Annotated in this window: 12 protein-coding genes; 5 read left to right on the forward strand and 7 right to left on the reverse strand. The window is 33.2% G+C overall.

The genetic code is table 11. The features are described from left to right. Window positions 1-5 precede the first annotated feature (5 nt). The 3 genes from ccoN to N1F78_RS10260 all read right to left on the reverse strand — a co-directional run bounded on the left by ccoN (window position 6) and on the right by N1F78_RS10260 (window position 4,959). Window positions 6-2,192: a cytochrome-c oxidase, cbb3-type subunit I gene (ccoN, locus tag N1F78_RS10250; RefSeq protein ID WP_406683068.1), complete on the reverse strand. Its 2,187-nt coding sequence runs from the start codon at window positions 2,190-2,192 to the stop codon at window positions 6-8. Between the two features lie 11 nt (window positions 2,193-2,203). Beyond that, entirely contained in the window at window positions 2,204-2,389 is a 186-nt protein-coding gene (ccoS, locus tag N1F78_RS10255) for a cbb3-type cytochrome oxidase assembly protein CcoS (protein WP_147769571.1), read from the reverse strand. A gap of 194 nt (window positions 2,390-2,583) precedes the next feature. After that, window positions 2,584-4,959 carry a heavy metal translocating P-type ATPase gene (locus tag N1F78_RS10260; RefSeq protein WP_406683069.1) on the reverse strand — a complete coding sequence of 792 codons (2,376 nt, stop codon included), beginning with the start codon at window positions 4,957-4,959 and terminating at the stop codon, window positions 2,584-2,586. Window positions 4,960-5,065: 106 nt separating this feature from the next. On the opposite strand from N1F78_RS10260, the gene N1F78_RS10265 reads away from it, so the two are divergent. The 5 genes from N1F78_RS10265 (at window position 5,066) to N1F78_RS10285 (ending at window position 13,637) form a co-directional block, all read left to right on the forward strand. Further along, complete coding sequence (locus tag N1F78_RS10265) at window positions 5,066-5,743, forward strand: Crp/Fnr family transcriptional regulator (protein ID WP_406683070.1); 678 nt, start codon at window positions 5,066-5,068, stop codon at window positions 5,741-5,743. Window positions 5,744-5,832: 89 nt separating this feature from the next. Continuing rightward, window positions 5,833-9,075 (forward strand): caspase family protein, encoded by a 3,243-nt coding sequence (locus tag N1F78_RS10270; protein WP_406683071.1) that lies wholly within the window; start codon window positions 5,833-5,835, stop codon window positions 9,073-9,075. 288 nt (window positions 9,076-9,363) lie between these two features. Then, window positions 9,364-11,448 (forward strand): HAD-IIB family hydrolase, encoded by a 2,085-nt coding sequence (locus tag N1F78_RS10275; protein ID WP_406683072.1) that lies wholly within the window; start codon window positions 9,364-9,366, stop codon window positions 11,446-11,448. Between the two features lie 15 nt (window positions 11,449-11,463). Then, window positions 11,464-12,744 (forward strand): glycosyltransferase, encoded by a 1,281-nt coding sequence (locus N1F78_RS10280; RefSeq protein ID WP_406683073.1) that lies wholly within the window; start codon window positions 11,464-11,466, stop codon window positions 12,742-12,744. A gap of 11 nt (window positions 12,745-12,755) precedes the next feature. Then, a complete protein-coding gene (locus N1F78_RS10285; RefSeq protein WP_406683074.1) occupies window positions 12,756-13,637 on the forward strand; it encodes a carbohydrate kinase family protein in 882 nt (293 codons plus the stop codon). Window positions 13,638-13,646: 9 nt separating this feature from the next. On the opposite strand, the gene N1F78_RS10290 is transcribed toward N1F78_RS10285, so the two are convergent. From N1F78_RS10290 to N1F78_RS10305, 4 genes are all read right to left on the reverse strand, one after another. Then, window positions 13,647-14,222, reverse strand: coding sequence for a YdeI/OmpD-associated family protein (locus tag N1F78_RS10290; protein WP_406683075.1), 576 nt, complete (start codon window positions 14,220-14,222; stop codon window positions 13,647-13,649). A gap of 3 nt (window positions 14,223-14,225) precedes the next feature. After that, window positions 14,226-15,866, reverse strand: coding sequence for a M1 family metallopeptidase (locus tag N1F78_RS10295; RefSeq protein WP_406683076.1), 1,641 nt, complete (start codon window positions 15,864-15,866; stop codon window positions 14,226-14,228). A gap of 13 nt (window positions 15,867-15,879) precedes the next feature. Next, window positions 15,880-17,214 (reverse strand): M28 family peptidase, encoded by a 1,335-nt coding sequence (locus tag N1F78_RS10300; RefSeq protein ID WP_406683077.1) that lies wholly within the window; start codon window positions 17,212-17,214, stop codon window positions 15,880-15,882. A 93-nt stretch (window positions 17,215-17,307) separates the two neighbouring features. After that, the gene (locus N1F78_RS10305; RefSeq protein WP_406683078.1) at window positions 17,308-19,113 is read right to left on the reverse strand and encodes an acyl-CoA dehydrogenase family protein; all 1,806 of its coding nucleotides are present in this window, start codon (window positions 19,111-19,113) and stop codon (window positions 17,308-17,310) included. Window positions 19,114-19,135: the final 22 nt, after the last annotated feature.

Here is a 19,135-nt window from a genome sequence, read left to right on the forward strand (position 1 = left end):
GATGATTATTCTGTGCCCTTGCTTATGTCAGTTCCTAATCTTTGTAAATAAGCAATTAGAGCAACAATTTCTCTGTTCTTCATCTCAACAAATTCTTCACCGTTATCTGCTGCGTACTTCTTATCAGCCGCATAGGTTTCAGCAAAGTCAGGATCAGAATGTAGGTTCTCTTCAATTTGAGCACCTTGATCTAACATGCTTTGTTGTGCATTGGCAATATCCTCATCAGAATAAGGTACCCCTAAGCTCACCATGGCTCTCATTTTAGCTTCTGTGTCAGATTTATCAAGCGTACTTGATGAACCAGTGATTAACCATGGGTAACGTGGCATGATTGAACCAGATGATGTACTTTGTGGGTCATACATGTGATTAAAGTGCCAGTTATCTGAATATTTACCTCCAATTCTATGTACGTCTGGTCCAGTACGTTTACTACCCCATAAGAATGGATGATCATAAACAAACTCGCCAGCTTTAGAGTATTCACCATATCGCTCTACTTCACTTCTAAACGGACGAATCATTTGAGAGTGGCAACCCACACAACCTTCACGGATATAGATATCTCTACCCTCAAGCTCTAATGGTGTATATGGTTCAACACTAGCAATAGTAGGGATGTTAGATTTTACCATTATGGTTGGTACAATTTGAATAATACCTCCAATTAAAATTGCTACTGTTGCTAATAAAGTTAATTGTATTGGTCTTCTTTCTAACCAAGTATGCCAACCTTCACTAGCAGTACGTTTTTTAGTAACGCGCTCCAATGCTGGAGCTTCGGCTAATTCATCTTCAACTTTGCTACCGTTTTTAATAGTTACAATAATATTGTAAACTAATATTAACATACCTACAATATAAAGTGTACCACCTATGGCACGCATCCAATACATAGGAATAATTTCAGTAACAGTTTCTAGGAAGTTACCATAAACTAAAGTCCCATCAGGATTAAACTGTTTCCACATACTTGCTTGTGTGAAACCAGCAACATACATTGGTAATGCATATATAATAATACCTAAAGTTCCTAACCAGAAATGCAGGTTAGCTAAAGGCAACGAGTGTAATTTTGTTTTAAATAACCTTGGAATCAAATAGTAAATAATACCAAATGCCATAAAACCATTCCAAGCTAAAGCGCCAACGTGTACGTGGGCAATAATCCAGTCGGTAAAGTGAGCAATAGCGTTTACATTTTTCAATGATAATGTTGGGCCTTCAAAAGTTGCCATACCATAACCAGTAATAGCTACAACCATAAACTTTAAAACAGGATCTGTTCTAACTTTATCCCAAGCACCTCTTAAGGTTAATAAACCATTAATCATACCACCCCAAGAAGGCATTAATAACATAACAGAAAAAGCAACACCTAAGTTTTGAGCCCATTCCGGTAAAGCTGTATATAATAAATGGTGAGGTCCTGCCCATATATAAATAAAGATTAAGGACCAGAAGTGAACAATAGAAAGTCTATAAGAATACACAGGTCTGTTAGCTGCTTTAGGAACAAAGTAGTACATCAATCCTAAGAAAGGCGTTGTTAAAAAGAATGCTACCGCATTATGTCCGTACCACCATTGTACTAAAGCATCCTGTACACCGGCGTAAACCGAGTAACTTTTCATAGCACTTACAGGTAATTCTAAACTATTAAAAATATGTAGTACAGCAACAGTAATAAATGTGGCTATATAAAACCAGACAGCAACATATAAATGACGTTGTCTTCGTTTTAAAATAGTCCAAATCATGTTAACTCCAAACACTACCCAAACTAGTGCAATGGCTATATCTATAGGCCATTCTAATTCGGCATATTCCTTAGAAGTGGTATACCCTAAAGGAAGTGAAATAGCTGCGGCCACAATAATAAGCTGCCAGCCCCAGAAGTTAATGTTACTTAACAAGTCACTTGCCATTCTTGTTTTTAGCAAACGCTGTAAGGAGTAGTAAACACCAGCAAACATAGCGTTCCCAACAAAGGCAAAAATAACAGCGTTGGTATGCAATGGTCTTAACCTACCAAAACTAAGCCACGAAATACCATCAGTAAGGTTTGGGAATAAAAACATAAATGCTAACAGTAAACCTACTGCCATCCCAACAACCCCAAAAATTATTGTGGCATAAATGAACTTTGTAACGATTTTGTTATCGTAATGAAATTGTTGCATTTCCATAATAGTTGTTGTTAATCTTTTTTGGTTAGTATTGAATTATCTGATTTTTCTTTAACAAGTTCGTCTTCAAAAAGCATACGTACAGACGGCGTATAGCTATCGTCATACTGTCCACTCTTTACAGCAATTATAAAGGCTACAAAGAAACCAACAGCTACAACAATGCTTATAGCTAGTAAAATATATATAACACTCATACCTAATTGAAGTTACGCGTCAAAAATACTTTCATATGTTTTTTTAAAACATGATATTTATCATGTTTGGTTTCGTTTTTTGGGCGTTACCCCTTTGGGGGTCGGGCTTTCCATTTCAAGTCCTCACTCGTGCCTCGCTGTGGGCTTTTCTTTGCAATCCCTAACGCAACTGCCTGCCAAAACCAGTTTCATTTCTATTTTAATTTCCTGCCAATAAAATTCGTGCAAATGGTGGTAAATACTACAATGCTAATAGAACTCAAAGGCATTAAAATGGCAGCAACCACAGGTGCTAACTGACCGGTAACTGCAAAATAAAGACCTATAAAATTATAGATAAATGAGAGTGCAAAACTCCATTTTATGACTTTAATGGCCGATTTAGAAATCTTCAAATAATTAACAAGCTCGTTAAATTTAGAAGCATCTAAAATAGCATCACAAGCTGGCGAAAACACATTTACATTTTCAGAAATAGCTATGCCTACATTACTTTGTGCCAAAGCACCGGCATCATTTAAACCATCACCAATCATTAAAACATTGGCACCTTCACTTTGATGAAATTTTATGTATTCTAATTTATCTTCTGGCTTCTGATTGAATAACAATTTAGCTTTTGTTGGGAGTAACTTAGTTAAGTTCTCTTTTTCTCCAGCATTGTCTCCAGATAAAATGACTAAATCATATTCCCTTTTAAGAACATTGAATAGTTTAGATAGTCCCCTTCTATAAGCATTGTAAAAAGTGAATTTCCCTTTGTATTCGTTATTTGTACTTACATGAACCGCTGTGTTTAATGTTGAGGTTTCAGCAGAATATCCAACAAAAGGAGCAGAGCCTACCTTTATGTTTTTCTCATTATGTTTTGCTTCAATGCCTTTTCCAATATGCTCTTCATAACTATCTAAGGTTAGTATATCATGGTCATCTAAAAGATTATATAATGATCTGCTTAATGGATGGTTAGAACCTCTTAAAGTACTTTTTAACAAAGATTCTTCAATTTCAGAAAGTGATTCGCCTTCATAACTAATTGTTGCTTCTTTATTAGATGTTATGGTTCCTGTTTTATCAAAAATAATCGTGTTTATTTTTGCAAGTTGTTCTATAACACTGGCATTTTTAAGATAGAATTTTTTCTTACCAAGAATGCGTAAAATATTTCCAAATGTAAAAGGGGCAGACAAAGCAATGGCGCATGGACAGGCTATAATTAAAACTGCGGTAAATACATTTAAAGCTTTACTAGAATCATTTATAAGCCAATAACTGGTGGCTATTAATGCTATTAATAAAATGGAAATGGTAAAGTTTTTGCTAATTCTATTTGTAAGTGTAGTGAACGATAATTCTTTATCTTTTTTAAACACATCGTTACTCCAAAGTTGTGTTAAGTAACTTTGTTCTACAGAGTTTAAAACATCAACTTCAATATTTCCATCAATTTGTTTTCCACCAGCGAAAAGCTTGTCTCCAGATTTTTTGGTTACGGTTTTAGATTCACCAGTAACAAAACTATAGTCAATTCGGGCTTTACCATTAATTAAAATACAATCAACAGGAATCAATTCTTCATTTCTAATAAGCAATCGATCACCTTTTTTAATATCATAAACTTGAACAGATTCCTCTTTTCCTTCTTGATTGATTTTGGTAATACCTATTGGGAAATACGATTTATAATCGCGCTCAAATGACAAAAACGAATAAGTCTTCTGTTGAAAAAATTTACCTAGTAGTAAAAAGAAAATTAACCCAGTTAAACTGTCAAAAAAGCCAGAACCAGCATCAATAATTATTTCTGTGGTACTTCTAATAAATAGTACGAAAGCACCTAACGCAATTGGGACATCAATATTTAAAATTTTAGACTGAAGTCCTTTGTAAGCTGAAATAAAATAGTCTTGAGCCGAATAAAAAATTACGGGTAAACTAAAAGCGAACATAAGCCAGCGGAACAGGTGCTTATATTGTTCAAGCCAAAATTCACCAACTTCAAAATACTCTGGAAATGATAAAAACATAACATTCCCAAAAGAAAAACCTGCTACACCTAATTTGTAAATTAATGACCTGTCAATTCGTTTTTTACCAACACTATAATCTTCTAAACTTATATAAGGTTCGTAGCCAATACTACTCAATAACTCAACAAGGTTTTTAAGAGATAACTGCTCATTGTTATAAGTGATTCTGACAGATTTCTTTCCAAAGTTCACAATAGACGAACTTACTGAAGGATGTAGTTTGTTCAAATTTTCTAAAATCCAAATGCAAGAGCTACAATGTATATGTGGTATGTATAAGCTTATAATTTGTGTACCCTCATTATTAAACTCTAGCAACTGGTCTACAATTTTATCATTTTCTAAAAAATTGTATTTGCCCGCAACTTCTTTAGGGGTAGCCCCAGGGGTATTTTGTAAATCATAATAACACGTTAAATCATTTGCAGTAAAAATCTCGTAAACAGTTTTACAACCGTTACAACAAAATGATTTATCGTCATAAAGAATCTCGGAAGATGTTGCATCTAATCCGCAGTGGAAACATGTTTTATGCTCCATAATATTTGCTCAATTTTACCTATGACAAAAGTCATAAATTGGCTTATGTTTAAATATGATATTTGTCATGTTTTGTGTATTTTTACACAAGATCAATAATTTTAGTATGAGCAAATGTGAGCAATGTATTATAAAACAGTTTAATTCTCTTAAGGCATTAACCAAAGACGAGTTAGTCCGAATTTCTGGTTGTAAAACATCTAAGAAAGTAAAAAAGGGAGAGGTTATTTTTGAAGAAGGAGATGTGCTTAATGGAGTTTATTGTGTTAAAGATGGAATATGTAAACTCACAAAATTAAGTGCTAATGGTAAGGATCAAATTGTGAAAATGGTTGTTAAAGGAGACTTGTTAGGTCAGCGTTCTATAGTTAGTGAAGAAAGATCCAACCTTCAGGCAACTGCTTTAAACGATATGGAAGTTTGCTTTATACCTAAAAGTGAGATTTTAGCAGACCTTCATAAGAATCCAGATTTTACATTTGATGTTTTGAAAGATATGGCAAAAGACTTAAAGGAGGCCGATGATGTTATTGTAAATATGGCGCAAAAATCTGTGAGACAACGTTTGGCAGAAACTTTAATATACATTCATAATAGTTTTGGTGTTAATCCAGACGGGACTTTAAGCGTTTTATTATCTAGAGAAGATTTTGCCAACATAGTAGGTACAGCCACAGAATCTGCTATTAGGGTGTTATCTCAGTTTAAAAAGGATGGTTTAATTTCTACTACTGGTAAACAGATTAAGATTTTAGATATTAATGGTTTAAGTAGAGTAGAATAGCCCTGTTCTAAATTTTGGTTTGTTTTTTGTTTTATTGTCATTCATAAATCTTTTTTTGTTGATTTATTGAAAATAAAACGCAATATTTAATGAAGAGACTATTTCTTTTATTTTTTATTTGTTTTCATTTTGGTTTTACACAAGAAGCTAAAATAGAAGTTCAGGAGACATCTAGAGCGGGAATGCCGCGAATAGATAGTGAAAATGGACTTTTATTAACCTATGGTAGCTATGATAATGCGGCTCTAAAGGTTTGGGATTTACACTCTGGATTTTTGTTAAAAACAATTGACTATCCTGCCTTAGTTAATAATATTTTTATCGATAAGGAAAATAATAGAACCTATATTGGTGATAAAAATGGTGTTGATGTACTAGATAATAAGACATTAAAAATTATAAAGGAATACCCCATAAAATTCCTGAAAAATTTTGTTTACGATTCTCAAACCAAATTGATTTATTTTGTTTCTGGAGATGCAGAATTTGATGGTAACCATTTTTTTTCCACTTTAAATCCTAAAACGGGCAGTATTGAAAGGTCTACTACTACATGGCCTGGTTTAGGTTCTCCTATGAATGCTAAGTTAATTTCTGTTGGAGATAACTCTATGATTGAGTTTAACACAGACCGTATGGAAAAAATTTATTTCCATATTCAATCATATCAATTTCAATTCTTTAACAGTGAACACGTAGGGTTTTTTAATAATTTGGATTTATTGTATTTTGATATAATTGATGATAAACATATAAAAGTAATTCGTTATAGTTTTAAAGAGAATAAATCGGTATGGGAAACCATTTTGGAGGCCGGAAGAACAAAAAGAGGTGTTACTCCGCTTCGTCCAACATTTTCTTTTACTCCAGATAAAACTAGGTTATGGGTGGCGCCGTCACAGGCACCAATGTATGAACTTAATACAGAAAATGGTGAGTTTGTAGGGAAAATAAGCTCAAGCATTGATAAAAGAATAGTAACTGCCGATAATAATTTTGTTTACGCTTTAGAACCTCTATCTGATACCTATGGATCGCCAGCTTATTTTAATAAATATAGACGTTATTCTAAAATACCTTTAACAACTTATGGTTATCCAATTTTTAATATAAGTAGTTTTGAAGTGTTTAAAGTTGGTGATGAAAGAGGTATGATATATAGAGACTTGAATAGTAGTATAGGTTCGGTGACAATTAATAATGCTGCCACCACTGTAACAAGTTACCATACAACTTATTATCAAAAATTTGGACTATGGGGAGGGTTTTACCCAAGCAATACTACAAAAAAAGTGTATTATGGTATGGGTGAAGAGGAAGGAGTGAAGCAATTTACACTTGGTAAACCGTTAAGCTTTAAACATGTTTATTCACCTCAAGAATATTTTAATAACGCTGTTGCTAATTCTGATGCAGAAATTGTGGTTACACAAAATGGAAATGGTTTTAATATTTCTACTTTAAATTCTAAAGAGTCTTTATTTGCTGATGATTTTAAGAATGTTACAACAGTTTCAAGTTTTAATCCTTTAATTAGAAATAAAGGTAATGAGGTTGCATTTTTAATTCTAGATGAGGTGGTTCCAGAGGCGGTTTATAAGCGCAGAATTGATTACTATGATTATGAGAAGAAGGAATTATTATGGCAAAAAGAAGGGGAGTATGAAGGTCTCTTTTTTATGGAAAATGAAAGCAAGCTATTAACTAAAAATGTTGAGAAAAAGCAAATAGAAATTTTAAATGTTGCTGATGGAACAATCTCCCGTTCATTTGCTGTTCCCATCTTAAATTATACCTATGATATGGCCATAAACTCATCTGAAAGTTTAATTCTCTTTTCAGATTATAAATCAATTTTACAGGTATATGATATAAAAAGTGGAGCACTTGTAAGTGAAACTAGTAAATTTAATGAAGAGTTTGTTTCATGTGATTTTATTAATGATGAGGTATATGTTACTTTAACCAATGGACATTTTAGGTTTTATAATGTACATTCTCATGAAGAAATTTTGAGGCTGTATATTTTTTTAGACAACGAATGGGTGGCTCACACTCCAAGTGGTTTATTTGAAGGTTCTCAAAAAGCCTGGAATAGGGTTTTGTTTACTAAAGGAACAGATATAATACCCCTAAATCAGATTTTTAATGACTTTTATACGCCACATTTGGTGAATACGGTTTTGAAAAGTCAAAATGTAGAATCAAAACGGTCTGTTTATAACCTTAATAAAGCACCAGAAGTTATTATAAGCTATAATGATGGTAAAAGAAGCTTTACAACTGATAGTGTTGGGGGGGTTAAAGAAATTGAAACAAGTGTAAAATCTAATAAAATAACTTTAAGTGCCGAAGCATTTGGAGATAGTATAAAAGAATTAAGACTATATCATAATGGAAAACGAATTATTTCTAATGGAAATGATTCTAGCTATACGGTTAATTTTATTGATGGTGAAAATACTTTAACAGCGGTTGCAATTAATTCTCAAAATACAGAAAGCGCACCTAGAAAAATCATTGCAAAGTATAGAGCAAAAAAAACTGAGCCTGAAGAAAATGATATTCAGGTGCATTTACTAACAATAGGTATTGATGTTTATAAAAACCCCAAGTATAATTTGAATTATGCAGTTGCAGATGCCATAGGGTTTCAAGAGTCCGTATTAAAAGGAATAGAGCGAATTAGTTCTAAGGTTAATATATATGATATTAAGAACAAAGACGCTGATAAAGCTGAAATTATATCTACCTTAAATACAATTTCAGAAAAATCGAGACCTCAAGATGTGTTTGTTTTTTATTATGCAGGGCATGGTGTTATGAGTGAAGGTGGTGATAAAGATTTTTTCCTAATACCGCATGATGTTACTCAATTATTTGGTAATGACGATGTTTTAATAACCAAAGGAATATCAGCTACAGAAATTAAAGATTTATCCGCCATTATTCCTGCTCAAAAACAACTGTATGTTTTAGATGCCTGCCAAAGTGGGGGAGCAATAGGAACTTTAGTAGCAAGAGGTGCAGCAGAAGAAAAAGCCATTGCCCAATTAGCAAGAAGTACAGGAACACATTGGTTAACTGCAAGTGGGAGTGATCAATATGCAATTGAGTTTTCAAAACTAGGTCATGGCGTTTTTACATATGCTTTATTAGAAGCCTTATCAGGTAAAGCAGATAATGGAGATTCTCGTATTACTGTTAATGAATTAAAGGCATATATTGAAATAAGAGTTCCTGAAATTTCTGAAGAATATAAAGGTAGTCCCCAATACCCTTCTAGTTTTGGATTTGGACAAGATTTTCCAGTTTCAACCATCTCTAAGTAGGTTTACAATAAACTCCAAACTTCTACATGTATTTAATCACTCATTTAATGTGTTTACTTATTTATTAAATAAGCACATTTTCAATTTTCATGTCTTTTTTAAAGTTTGTTAAATCCTCAAAAACAATATGGGAATTTTCTTGTATTCTTAATCTGAAAGGTTCAATTTATCACATTCTAAATATTGCTAAAAACAGCTCAATTTTGCTTGTTTTTAGCTCTTTTTAGCATTAAATTAATCAAAAATGGATAAAAAATAGTAAAAACCTCAATTTTTAAAATTCAGATTATGAACAAAAATACTACTGATTTTAAATTAAAAATACGCTTACTTTCTTTCGATATTGACAATACATTAATAGATTTTCACACCTTCAAAAGTAATTTTAAAAGAACCTGGGATAATTATAAGCCTAAAGATGTTCTTTTAACTTATAATACCGGACGTTTAATTGACGATGTTTTAAATATAATAGAACAAGGGGTGCTACCAGAGCCAGATTATATTGTTTCGGGAGTAGGAACTCATATATATAATTATAAAGAAAAAAAGGTTATAAAGGAGTTTAATGATGTCTTGGATGATGGTTGGGATTTAAAGACTGTTGAAGATATAGTTACCAATATTAATCATCCCATAAGTGAACAGCCTGTAAGGTTTCAGCATTCTTATAAGAGAAGTTACTTTTTTCATAACGCAAGTCCTGATTTAATTAATGAGATTGAGCAAAGTTTTATTGGTGCTAATATGGACGTTAATATTGTGTATTCCCAAGATAAGTTTCTAGATGTTTTGCCAAAGTTTGCTAACAAAGGTAATGCGTTGCATTGGCTACTCAAAAAGTTGAATTTAGAGCATTCAGAAGTTTTAGTAGCTGGTGACAGTGGTAACGACTCCGCAATGTTTAACATGAAAGATGTTAGAGGTATTGTTGTAGCTAATGCTCATGAAGAATTATATCAGTTTACAAAACACAGGGATGTATACCATTCTGAACAAGAAAAGGGTGATGGTATTATAGAAGGTCTTGTGTATTTTAATATTCTTCCAGAAGCTGCAAAAGTTACTGTAGAAGTAGATCATAGTGAGGACTTTTTTATAAAAAAAGAGCTTGATAGTATTGCGCAAGAAGACGAAGATGAAAAAGTAGCCTTAATTAAAGAAGGATATAAAAAGGCCGTAATAGCTTTAAAAAAGAATATTACACCTCTTGGTTTTTCGGCTTGTTCAATAGAGGATAATGTTGCACATGGTACAGACGAGAATTATTATAGTGTATGGGCTAGAGACGGAGCAATTACTGTAATAGGTTCATTGCCAATAATTCACAAGGACAAAGAAATTCATAAATGTGCAAGACAAACCTTAATCACTTTGTTTGAACATGTTTCAAGAAATGGACAAATTCCATCAAATGTTAGAATAAAAAATAATATTCCAGACTATTCTGGAGTAGGAGGCATTTGTTCTATTGATAGTGGAATTTGGGTTGTTATTGCCTTTTATGAATATGTAAATGAAACAAAGGATATTGAATTTTTAAGAGAATATATTTCAGATATAAAGCAAACTATGAATTGGTTAGGGGCTCATGATAGTAATAATGATGCTCTTTTAGAGATTCCTGAAGCAGGAGATTGGACCGATTTGTTTGGAAGAAGTTATAATATACTATATGATGAGATTTTATGGTACCGTTCTAATGTGTGTTATGGCAGAATGTTAGAAATGTTGGGTGAACATGAAGAAGCTGGTGAATACATCCGTTGGTCTCAAGTTATTAAAAAGGAGATTCTTCAGAATTTTTGGCCTTCAACGCAGCAGCAGTTATTTCAGTCGGTATCTTTTGCTGAAAAACAGTTTACTCTAGGAGATACATCATATTTAATTGCACAAACAACGCCATTTGATTTTAGTTGGCGTTGTGATACACTTGGTAATATTTTGGCCTTTTTACACGGAACTATAGATTCTGAAAAAGCACATCAGACTTTTAAATTTATGTTAGGAGTAGGAGTAAATGATCCTTTCCCTGTTGCTAATGTGTATCCAGTTGTTAGTCCTGGTGATCCAGATTGGAGACCATATTATACAGTTAACCTTTTAAATCTTCCTAATCATTATCATAATGGAGGTATTTGGCCTTTTGTTGGTGGCTTTTGGGTAAAGTTTGTTAATAAGTTGGGGCTTAAGGAAGTGGCAATTTCAGAGTTGCACAAGCTTGCATTGATAAATAAAGAAGGGATAAATGAGGAGTGGGAGTTTACAGAGTGGGCGCATGGAACAACTGGTAAACCCATGGGTAAAGCGTATCAGGCATGGTCTGCAGCACAATATATATCTGCATGTCATGATTTAAAAATAATTAAATAACTAAAACTTATAACTATGAAATCAATTTTAATGATCTCCCTTCACGGATATGTTGCAGCACATGCAGAACTAGGAAAACCAGATACAGGTGGGCAAGTAGTGTATGTTTTGGAATTAGCAGAACGTTTTAGTAGGTTAGGTAAAAAAGTAGATTTAGTAACGCGGCAATTTGAAGATCAGCCTGAGTATGATTATGTGGATGATAATTATAGTGTATGGCGTATACCTTTTGGAGGTAAAGATTTTATCCGAAAGGAAGATATGCACGACCATCTTAAGAAATTCGTTACTAATTGTTTAGCAGCTATTAAGAAGCAAAATAAAAAATATGATGTTGTCTATTCTCACTATTGGGATGCCGGTTGGGCAGGACAAAAAATTGCTGAAGAATTAGGTATTTCTCATGTGCATACCCCACATTCAGTTGGTTGGTGGAAACAACATACTATGGGTAGTGATATGAATGAAAAGGAAATGGAAAAGACATATCGCTTTAAAGAACGTATTAGGAAGGAGTATTTTGTATATCAAATGTGTAATCACGTTATTGCAACTACCTTACCTCAAGTTGATTTAATTACCAAACAATATGACGTACTACCAAAAAACTGTACAATGATTCCACCAGGAATTGATGAAAACAGATTTTTTCCAGTACCATCTAAAGAAAACGATAAGATTAGATTAAAATATGACATTCATCCTACAGATATCTTAACTTTAGGAAGAATGGCTCATAATAAAGGTTATGATCTTTTAATTAAATCATTACCAACTGTTTTTGAACTTTGTCCGGAAGCGCGTTTGGTAGCTGCAATTGGTAGTGATAATTCCAATCAGGATGATGAAGGTGTAGCTACATTAAAAAAGTTAGCCACAGAACTTGGAGTAATGGATAAAATTAAATGGAAGAGCTATATAGATGATGAAGATTTGGCCAATGTTTACAGGGCAGCAAATATTTTTGCGATGCCTTCTAGATATGAACCTTTTGGTATGGTAGCCATTGAAGCTATGGCATGTGGTACCCCAAGTGTTATTACTGTTCATGGTGGTTTGTATGATTTAATAGATTTTGGTAACCAAGCCTTGTTTGCAGATCCGCATAGACCCGTAGAGTTTGGTGCAATGATGGCAATGCCGTTGCTATACCCTAATATGAGAAATGAACTTTCTGTTGAAGGAGCTCGTTTTGCTAGACGAAACTTTGGGTGGACGGGAATTGCTAAGCGTATGTTGCAAGTATTTAGAAGTTCTATTAACCAACAAACTATGGAAACGAATATATTCTTTTAAAATACATTATAATGAATAATTTTGTTTGTTTTGGTGAAGTACTTTGGGATGTTTATCCTGATAAAAAGAAAATTGGTGGGGCACCTTTAAACGTAGCGTTAAGACTTCATTTGTTTGGCAATAATGTTAGTGTTATTAGTGCTATAGGCAATGATGAGTTAGGGCATAAGTTAAAGTGTTATTTACTTGAAAAAGGGTTGCCTATTGACGGTATTCAGGTGCATGATGATTATAAAACAGGAGATGTTCAAGTTTCTTTAAATGAGAAAGGTTCTGCAACCTATAGTATAGAATATCCTAGGGCATGGGATAAAGTAGGACTTAATAATGATTTAATACAAAAAGTAGCCAGTGCAGATGCATTTGTTTTTGGGAGTTTAGTTACTAGAGATGAGGTTTCAAAGGATACACTTTATAAACTATTGGAATTGGCAAAATACAAAATATTCGACCTTAATTTACGTCCGCCATATTATTCTAAAGGAATACTTTCTTATTTAATGGATAAAGCAGACTTTATTAAGTTTAATGATGATGAGTTATATGAGGTTAGTACTTTTTTAGGGTCCAAATCTAAAAATTTAGAAAAGAACATTTACTTTATTTCTGAGATAACAGATACCAAAACTATTTGCGTAACAAAAGGGGAACATGGTGCAGTGTTATTATATAATGAGGTATTGTATTATAATAGTGGTTACCAAATTAAAGTGGTAGATACAGTTGGTGCTGGAGATTCTTTTTTGGGCACACTTATTAGCAAACTGTTAAGTAATTTAGAACCGCAAAATGCTATAGATTATGCATGTGCTGTAGGTGCAATGGTTGCACAAAATGAGGGTGCAAATCCTGTGCTTAATAAGTCGGATATTAAGTCGTTTATAAGGTCTTAGAATGGTGTTTTATCTTGAGTCTCTACTTTTAATATTAGCTTCACAGAGTATTACAATTTCAGAAATGCGCTTTTGTATTGTAATTTCTCGTTTAGCGCTATATAACCAAGATAAATATGATTTTTTGTATCCTTTTGAGAAGTTTTGATAGTTTTTAAAAGCTAAGGGGTTTTCATCAAAAGCTTTTTGTAATTTTTCTGGAATAATTAGGTTTTCTATGATATCGGCGGCCGTCCAACTGCCATTTTGCTTAGCAATTTCAATAGATTTATAACCAGATTCTTGTATTAAACCAGATTGTTGTAACTCATCAATATAGCGTTTGTTTAAGGCACTCCAAGAACTTTTAGGTTTTCGTTTACAGAAATATTGTTTACGTTTTCCATTACCCAAACTTTTAACTGTAGAATCAATCCAGCCAAAGCAAAGAGCTACTTTAACCGCTTCTTCCCAACGCATTGTAGGCACATTCATTTCTAACTTATAAAAAATGAGGTAAACAGCATCATGATTATCATGATTATTTAGTAGCCAATCATACCAATCTGTGTTTCGTTCAAAATAAAGCTCAGGTAAATTATTCAAGGTTTAAATCTTTTTAGATTCAACGTAAAAATTAGGATCAACTTCAAATGTTTCAATTTTATTTTCAGAAGTGAACGTATTCCAATCAGATTTCGGAAATAACCAATGATCAGTTTCATTTACTTTAATTTGAATTGGCATATCAAATTTATCAACAATGTTCCTCCAACGATATTCTAAACTTTTACCATCAATATGATATTCTAAAGTTGGAACTTTAATTGTTCTTAAATATTGATTAAAAAATGCGGTTAAATCGATACCTGTTTGTTCGCTTAAGAAATTTTCAATCTGTTCCGAGGAAACCGTTTGATGATAAAATGTAATATTCATTTTCCTTAAAATTTGACGCCATTTTTCATCATCTTCAATGAGTTGCCTTAAAGTATGTAATATGTTTGCGCCTTTAAAATACATATCAATAGAGCCTTCTTTGTTAACATTGTAAATACCAATTATAGGTCTGTCGTTAGTAATGTTTTTTCTGGTTCCAATTACGTATTCTGAACCAGCTTTTTTACCATAGTAATATTCTATAAACAAATTTTCAGAATAAGATGTAAAGCTTTCGTGTATCCACATATCTGCAACATCTTTATTGGTAATGTTGTTGGCAAACCATTCATGTCCAGATTCATGAATGATTATAAAATCGAATTTTAAGCCCCAACCTGTTCCTGATAAATCATTGCCTAAATATCCTTTTTTGTATTGATTGCCGTAAGTAACAGAGCTTTGGTGCTCCATTCCTAAATAAGGTACTTCAACTAATTTATAACTATCTCTGTAAAATGGATACTGACCAAACCAATGTTCAAAGGCTTTCATCATTTTTGGAACGTCTTTAAAATGTTCTTTCGCTTTTTCTAGATTATCTCTTAATACGTAGTAGTTCATGTCAAGATTTCCTGCCATACCATCGTATACCTCTGTGAAGTTTACATAGTCACCAATATTAATGTTTACACCATAATTATTGATTGGGTTTTTTACTATCCAATGAAACGTTTTTGAGTCTCCAATTTGTTCAACCAATCTTAGTCTTCCATTAGAAACATTGGTTAATTTATCAGGTATATTTACACTTATAAGCATACTGTCAACTTCATCATACATATGGTCTTTACATGGCCACCAAACACTAGCGCCCAAGCCTTGACAGGAAGACGCTATAAAATGATTACCATTAGTGTCCTTCTTCCAAGAAATACCGCCATCCCAAGGCGCTCTAATAGCTTCTTTGGGGTGGCCTTCATAATATACATCAATTGAATTAATGGAATTAATATTTTGAGGCTGATTTAAGGTTATAAAATGGGCATTACCATCATGTTTAATGGCAAGCTCTTCTTCACCTTGAATTACTTTTGTCAACTTTAAGGGTGGTTGTAAATCAATTTGCATAACATTGTTTGAATTCAAAACTTTATACTGAATTGTATTCTTCCCTGAAATATATTTTTTTTCAGGGTCTACCTTAATGTCCAGATGATAATAGGTTAAATCCCACCATTCACGTTCTGGTGTTATGCTACCGCGCAGCGTATCTTGTCTTGTGAACCTTTCTTGTTTGTTTAAAAGTTGGGCATTAATGGAGTTTAAGGAAAGTGATGTAAATAAAAGCAAAAAGTAAAAGGTTTTCATAAGATGAATTTGTTTATTCTTGAAATACAGAATTAGGAAAGGTGATTAAGCTTTCAAAACCATTTTCACCAATAGCCGATATTCCAAAGAAAAAATTATCAATAACAATACCATTTAAAGTGAATTCTGAAATATCACCCACATACCTGCTGTAATCCCAAGTTGGAGAAGTAGTGTCTCTCCAATATATTTTATATCCAACAGCATCTTCAGCTTTTTCCCATTTAAATTTAGCTGATGGTTCTACAATTCCACCAATGCTAACATTTTTTGGAGCAGGAGGAGCCCAAGCCAAACTTGCTAAATTTATTGCATTTACAGCAGTTAGTTTTTTTGCATATTCAAAATTTACATGCTCAATAACATCTCCATATTTAATGCCGTTTTCTTCTCTAATGTCTTGATGTTGCTGATTGTAATTTTCGTGAGCCTCCATAATTCTTATTCCGGCATAACCCAAATCATTAAACGGACGATGGTGGCCACCTCGTCCAAATCTATCCAACCTATAAACCATCATAGGGTTCATTTCTGGCATAAAAGTTTGCGTTGTTTTGTGAACGTACCTAGCTAACTGACGAGAGATGCCATCTACCTCCCCACCAAAAAAACGACGCATTTTACGTTGGCGTTCAGTTTCTGTGGGAGGAACAGGTTCAGAAAATATCCTAAATGTTCTATTGTCAATGACTCCATCTATACCTTTGATGTTTCCAATCATATCATTATTTAGAACCCCAATAATATTCCAATCATTTTCTTTAGCATAATTTGCTAACCCCGCACCTCCGAACAAGCCTTGCTCTTCACCCGATAATCCTACATAAACAATACTGCTTTCAAATTTGTAAGAACTTAAAACCCTTGCAGCTTCTATTGTTCCTGCCATTCCAGAAGCATTATCGTTAGCTCCTGGAGCATCGGTAGTAAAATCCATGGTATCACTAGCTCTGGAGTCTATATCTCCGCTCATAATAATATAGTTGTTGGGATATTTTGTACCACGTTGAATAGCAACAACATTTACAACCCATGCATCATGAGGTACTCTATTGTTTCCTTCTTTTGTTACAAAATCTTTTTGATAAAATACTTCTAAGCAATTATTACATTTCTTAGAGATGGTTTCAAATTCTTGTTTTATCCATCGTCTTGCAGCTCCAATACCTCTAGTATTTGACACTGTATCACTAAATGTGTTTCTTGTGCCAAAATCAGCTAGGGTTTGAATGTCTTTTTGTATTCTTTTAGCTGAAACAGCTTCAATGATTTCATAAAGTTGGGAAGTGGTTTGACTAAATAAAAAGCTGATTGAACAGAAAAACAGGAGGGAAAGGAATAATCTCATTTTGAAATTTTTATTAAAAATACTGAAAATAAAAAACGCTTCAAAACTTAGAGCTTGAAGCGTTTTTAAAATTGAATTAGTCACCTTGCTCGGTTAAAAGCAATATTTGTTTTTTTGGGTTACTTTATTCGCAATAATATTTCTTAGTTCTATAATATTAGGCATATTAACATATTTAATGTAACGTTTTAAACCCATAAGCATCATGCGTTGTTCATCTCCAGTTGAAAAGGAAATGATAGAGTGCTTTCCTGCAGTTTCAATAACATCAATAGCATGGAATAAGTTTAACTTTGCCATTGCTATTTGCTCTTTAACATTATCTTCACCCTCTTTCTTTGCCATTTTTTCAGCACGTAAAATGGCAGATTCAGCTAAATAAATTTGAATTAAAATATCTGAAGATGCCAACATAAGTTGTTGCTGTTCTTCAATTTTTTCGCCATATTTTTCTAAGGCAGCTCCAGAAACCATTAAGAATAGTTTCTTAAGGTTATTGATAATGCTTTTTTCTTCAGAAAATAATTCTGAAAAATCTGGTGTTTCAAAAGATGGAATACCCATCAATTCTTCTTTTACAGCCATGGCAGGGGTTAAAACATCTACATGACCTTTCATAGCTTTTTTAATTAGCATACCAATACTTAGCATTCTGTTAATTTCATTCGTGCCTTCGTAAATTCTTGAAATACGGGCATCTCTCCAGGCAGATTCCATTGGTGTTTCTTCAGAGAATCCCATACCTCCTAATATTTGAATGCCTTCATCTGTACATCTTTGAACAAATTCTGAAACTGCTACTTTAAGAATAGAACATTCTATGGCATATTCTTCAACACCTTTTAATTCAGCTTCTTGGTGTGTGTCTTTACCGTTGTCTTGTCTTAATTCAATGCGGTCTTGAATATTCTTTGCAGCTCTATAACATCCTGCTTCACCTACCCAGCAGTTGGTTGCCATTTCAGCAATTTTTTGCCTTATGGCCCCAAAACTAGAAATAGGTGTTTTAAACTGAATACGTTCGTTAGCATATTTTATAGATTCCGTAATGGTTCTGCGTTGAGCATCTAAACAAGCCACAGCTAATTTTATTCTACCTACATTAAGCGCATTCATGGCAATTTTAAAACCATTACCTCTTGTAGAAAGCATATTTTCAGCAGGAACTTCAGTTTCGTTAAAGAATACTTGACGGGTTGAAGACGCTCTAATTCCTAGTTTATGTTCTTCCTCACCCATGGTTATACCATTAGGGTTTTCCGAATCATATTCAACAATAAAACCAGTAATATATTTATCGTCTTCAATTCTTGCAAAAACAATCATAAGATTACAGAAGCCAGCATTGGAAATCCACATTTTCTGCCCTGTAATTTTATACGATTTACCGTCTTCAGAAAGAACTGCTTTTGTTTTTCCAGAGTTAGCATCACTACCTGCACTTGGTTCTGTTAAACAATAAGAGCCAAACCATTCTCCACTGGCTAATTTAGGCACGTATTTTTGTTTTTGTTCTTCAGAACCATATAGTGTTATTGGCATTGTGCCTATTCCAGTATGTGCACCAAATGCCGTGCTAAAAGATCCCGTAGCACCAGAAATATAATCACAAACCAGCATGGTGTCTACAAACCCCATGCCCATACCTCCATAGTTTTCCGGAACAGAAACACTTAGAAAGCCTAATTCACCAGCTTTACGCATACACTCTTCAGTTAATGCATAGTCTTTTTGTTCAAATTGAGGTTTTTTGGCCCAAATTTCTCTATCAACAAATTCTGAAACAGCTTCTTTCATCATTAGTTGATCTTCGTTAAAGTCTTCAGGCGTAAAAATATCTTCGCATTTTGTTTCTTTTACTAGAAACTGTCCGCCTCTTAAAATGTCTTTTTCTTCCATAATAAATAATAGTAGATTTTTT

Origin of the sequence: Seonamhaeicola sp. MEBiC01930 (genome assembly GCF_045277075.1) — a bacterium.
Taxonomy (GTDB): domain Bacteria; phylum Bacteroidota; class Bacteroidia; order Flavobacteriales; family Flavobacteriaceae; genus Seonamhaeicola.

Bases quoted from the DNA above. Each gene is read 5' to 3' on its own strand.
- ccoN (WP_406683068.1), bottom strand. From the start codon at position 2,192: ATGGAAATGCAACAATTTCATTACGATAACAAAATCGTTACAAAGTTC.
- ccoS (WP_147769571.1), bottom strand. From the start codon at position 2,389: ATGAGTGTTATATATATTTTACTAGCTATAAGCATTGTTGTAGCTGTT.
- N1F78_RS10260 (WP_406683069.1), bottom strand. From the start codon at position 4,959: ATGGAGCATAAAACATGTTTCCACTGCGGATTAGATGCAACATCTTCC.
- N1F78_RS10265 (WP_406683070.1), top strand. From the start codon at position 5,066: ATGAGCAAATGTGAGCAATGTATTATAAAACAGTTTAATTCTCTTAAG.
- N1F78_RS10270 (WP_406683071.1), top strand. From the start codon at position 5,833: ATGAAGAGACTATTTCTTTTATTTTTTATTTGTTTTCATTTTGGTTTT.
- N1F78_RS10275 (WP_406683072.1), top strand. From the start codon at position 9,364: ATGAACAAAAATACTACTGATTTTAAATTAAAAATACGCTTACTTTCT.
- N1F78_RS10280 (WP_406683073.1), top strand. From the start codon at position 11,464: ATGAAATCAATTTTAATGATCTCCCTTCACGGATATGTTGCAGCACAT.
- N1F78_RS10285 (WP_406683074.1), top strand. From the start codon at position 12,756: ATGAATAATTTTGTTTGTTTTGGTGAAGTACTTTGGGATGTTTATCCT.
- N1F78_RS10295 (WP_406683076.1), bottom strand. From the start codon at position 15,866: ATGAAAACCTTTTACTTTTTGCTTTTATTTACATCACTTTCCTTAAAC.
- N1F78_RS10300 (WP_406683077.1), bottom strand. From the start codon at position 17,214: ATGAGATTATTCCTTTCCCTCCTGTTTTTCTGTTCAATCAGCTTTTTA.
- N1F78_RS10305 (WP_406683078.1), bottom strand. From the start codon at position 19,113: ATGGAAGAAAAAGACATTTTAAGAGGCGGACAGTTTCTAGTAAAAGAA.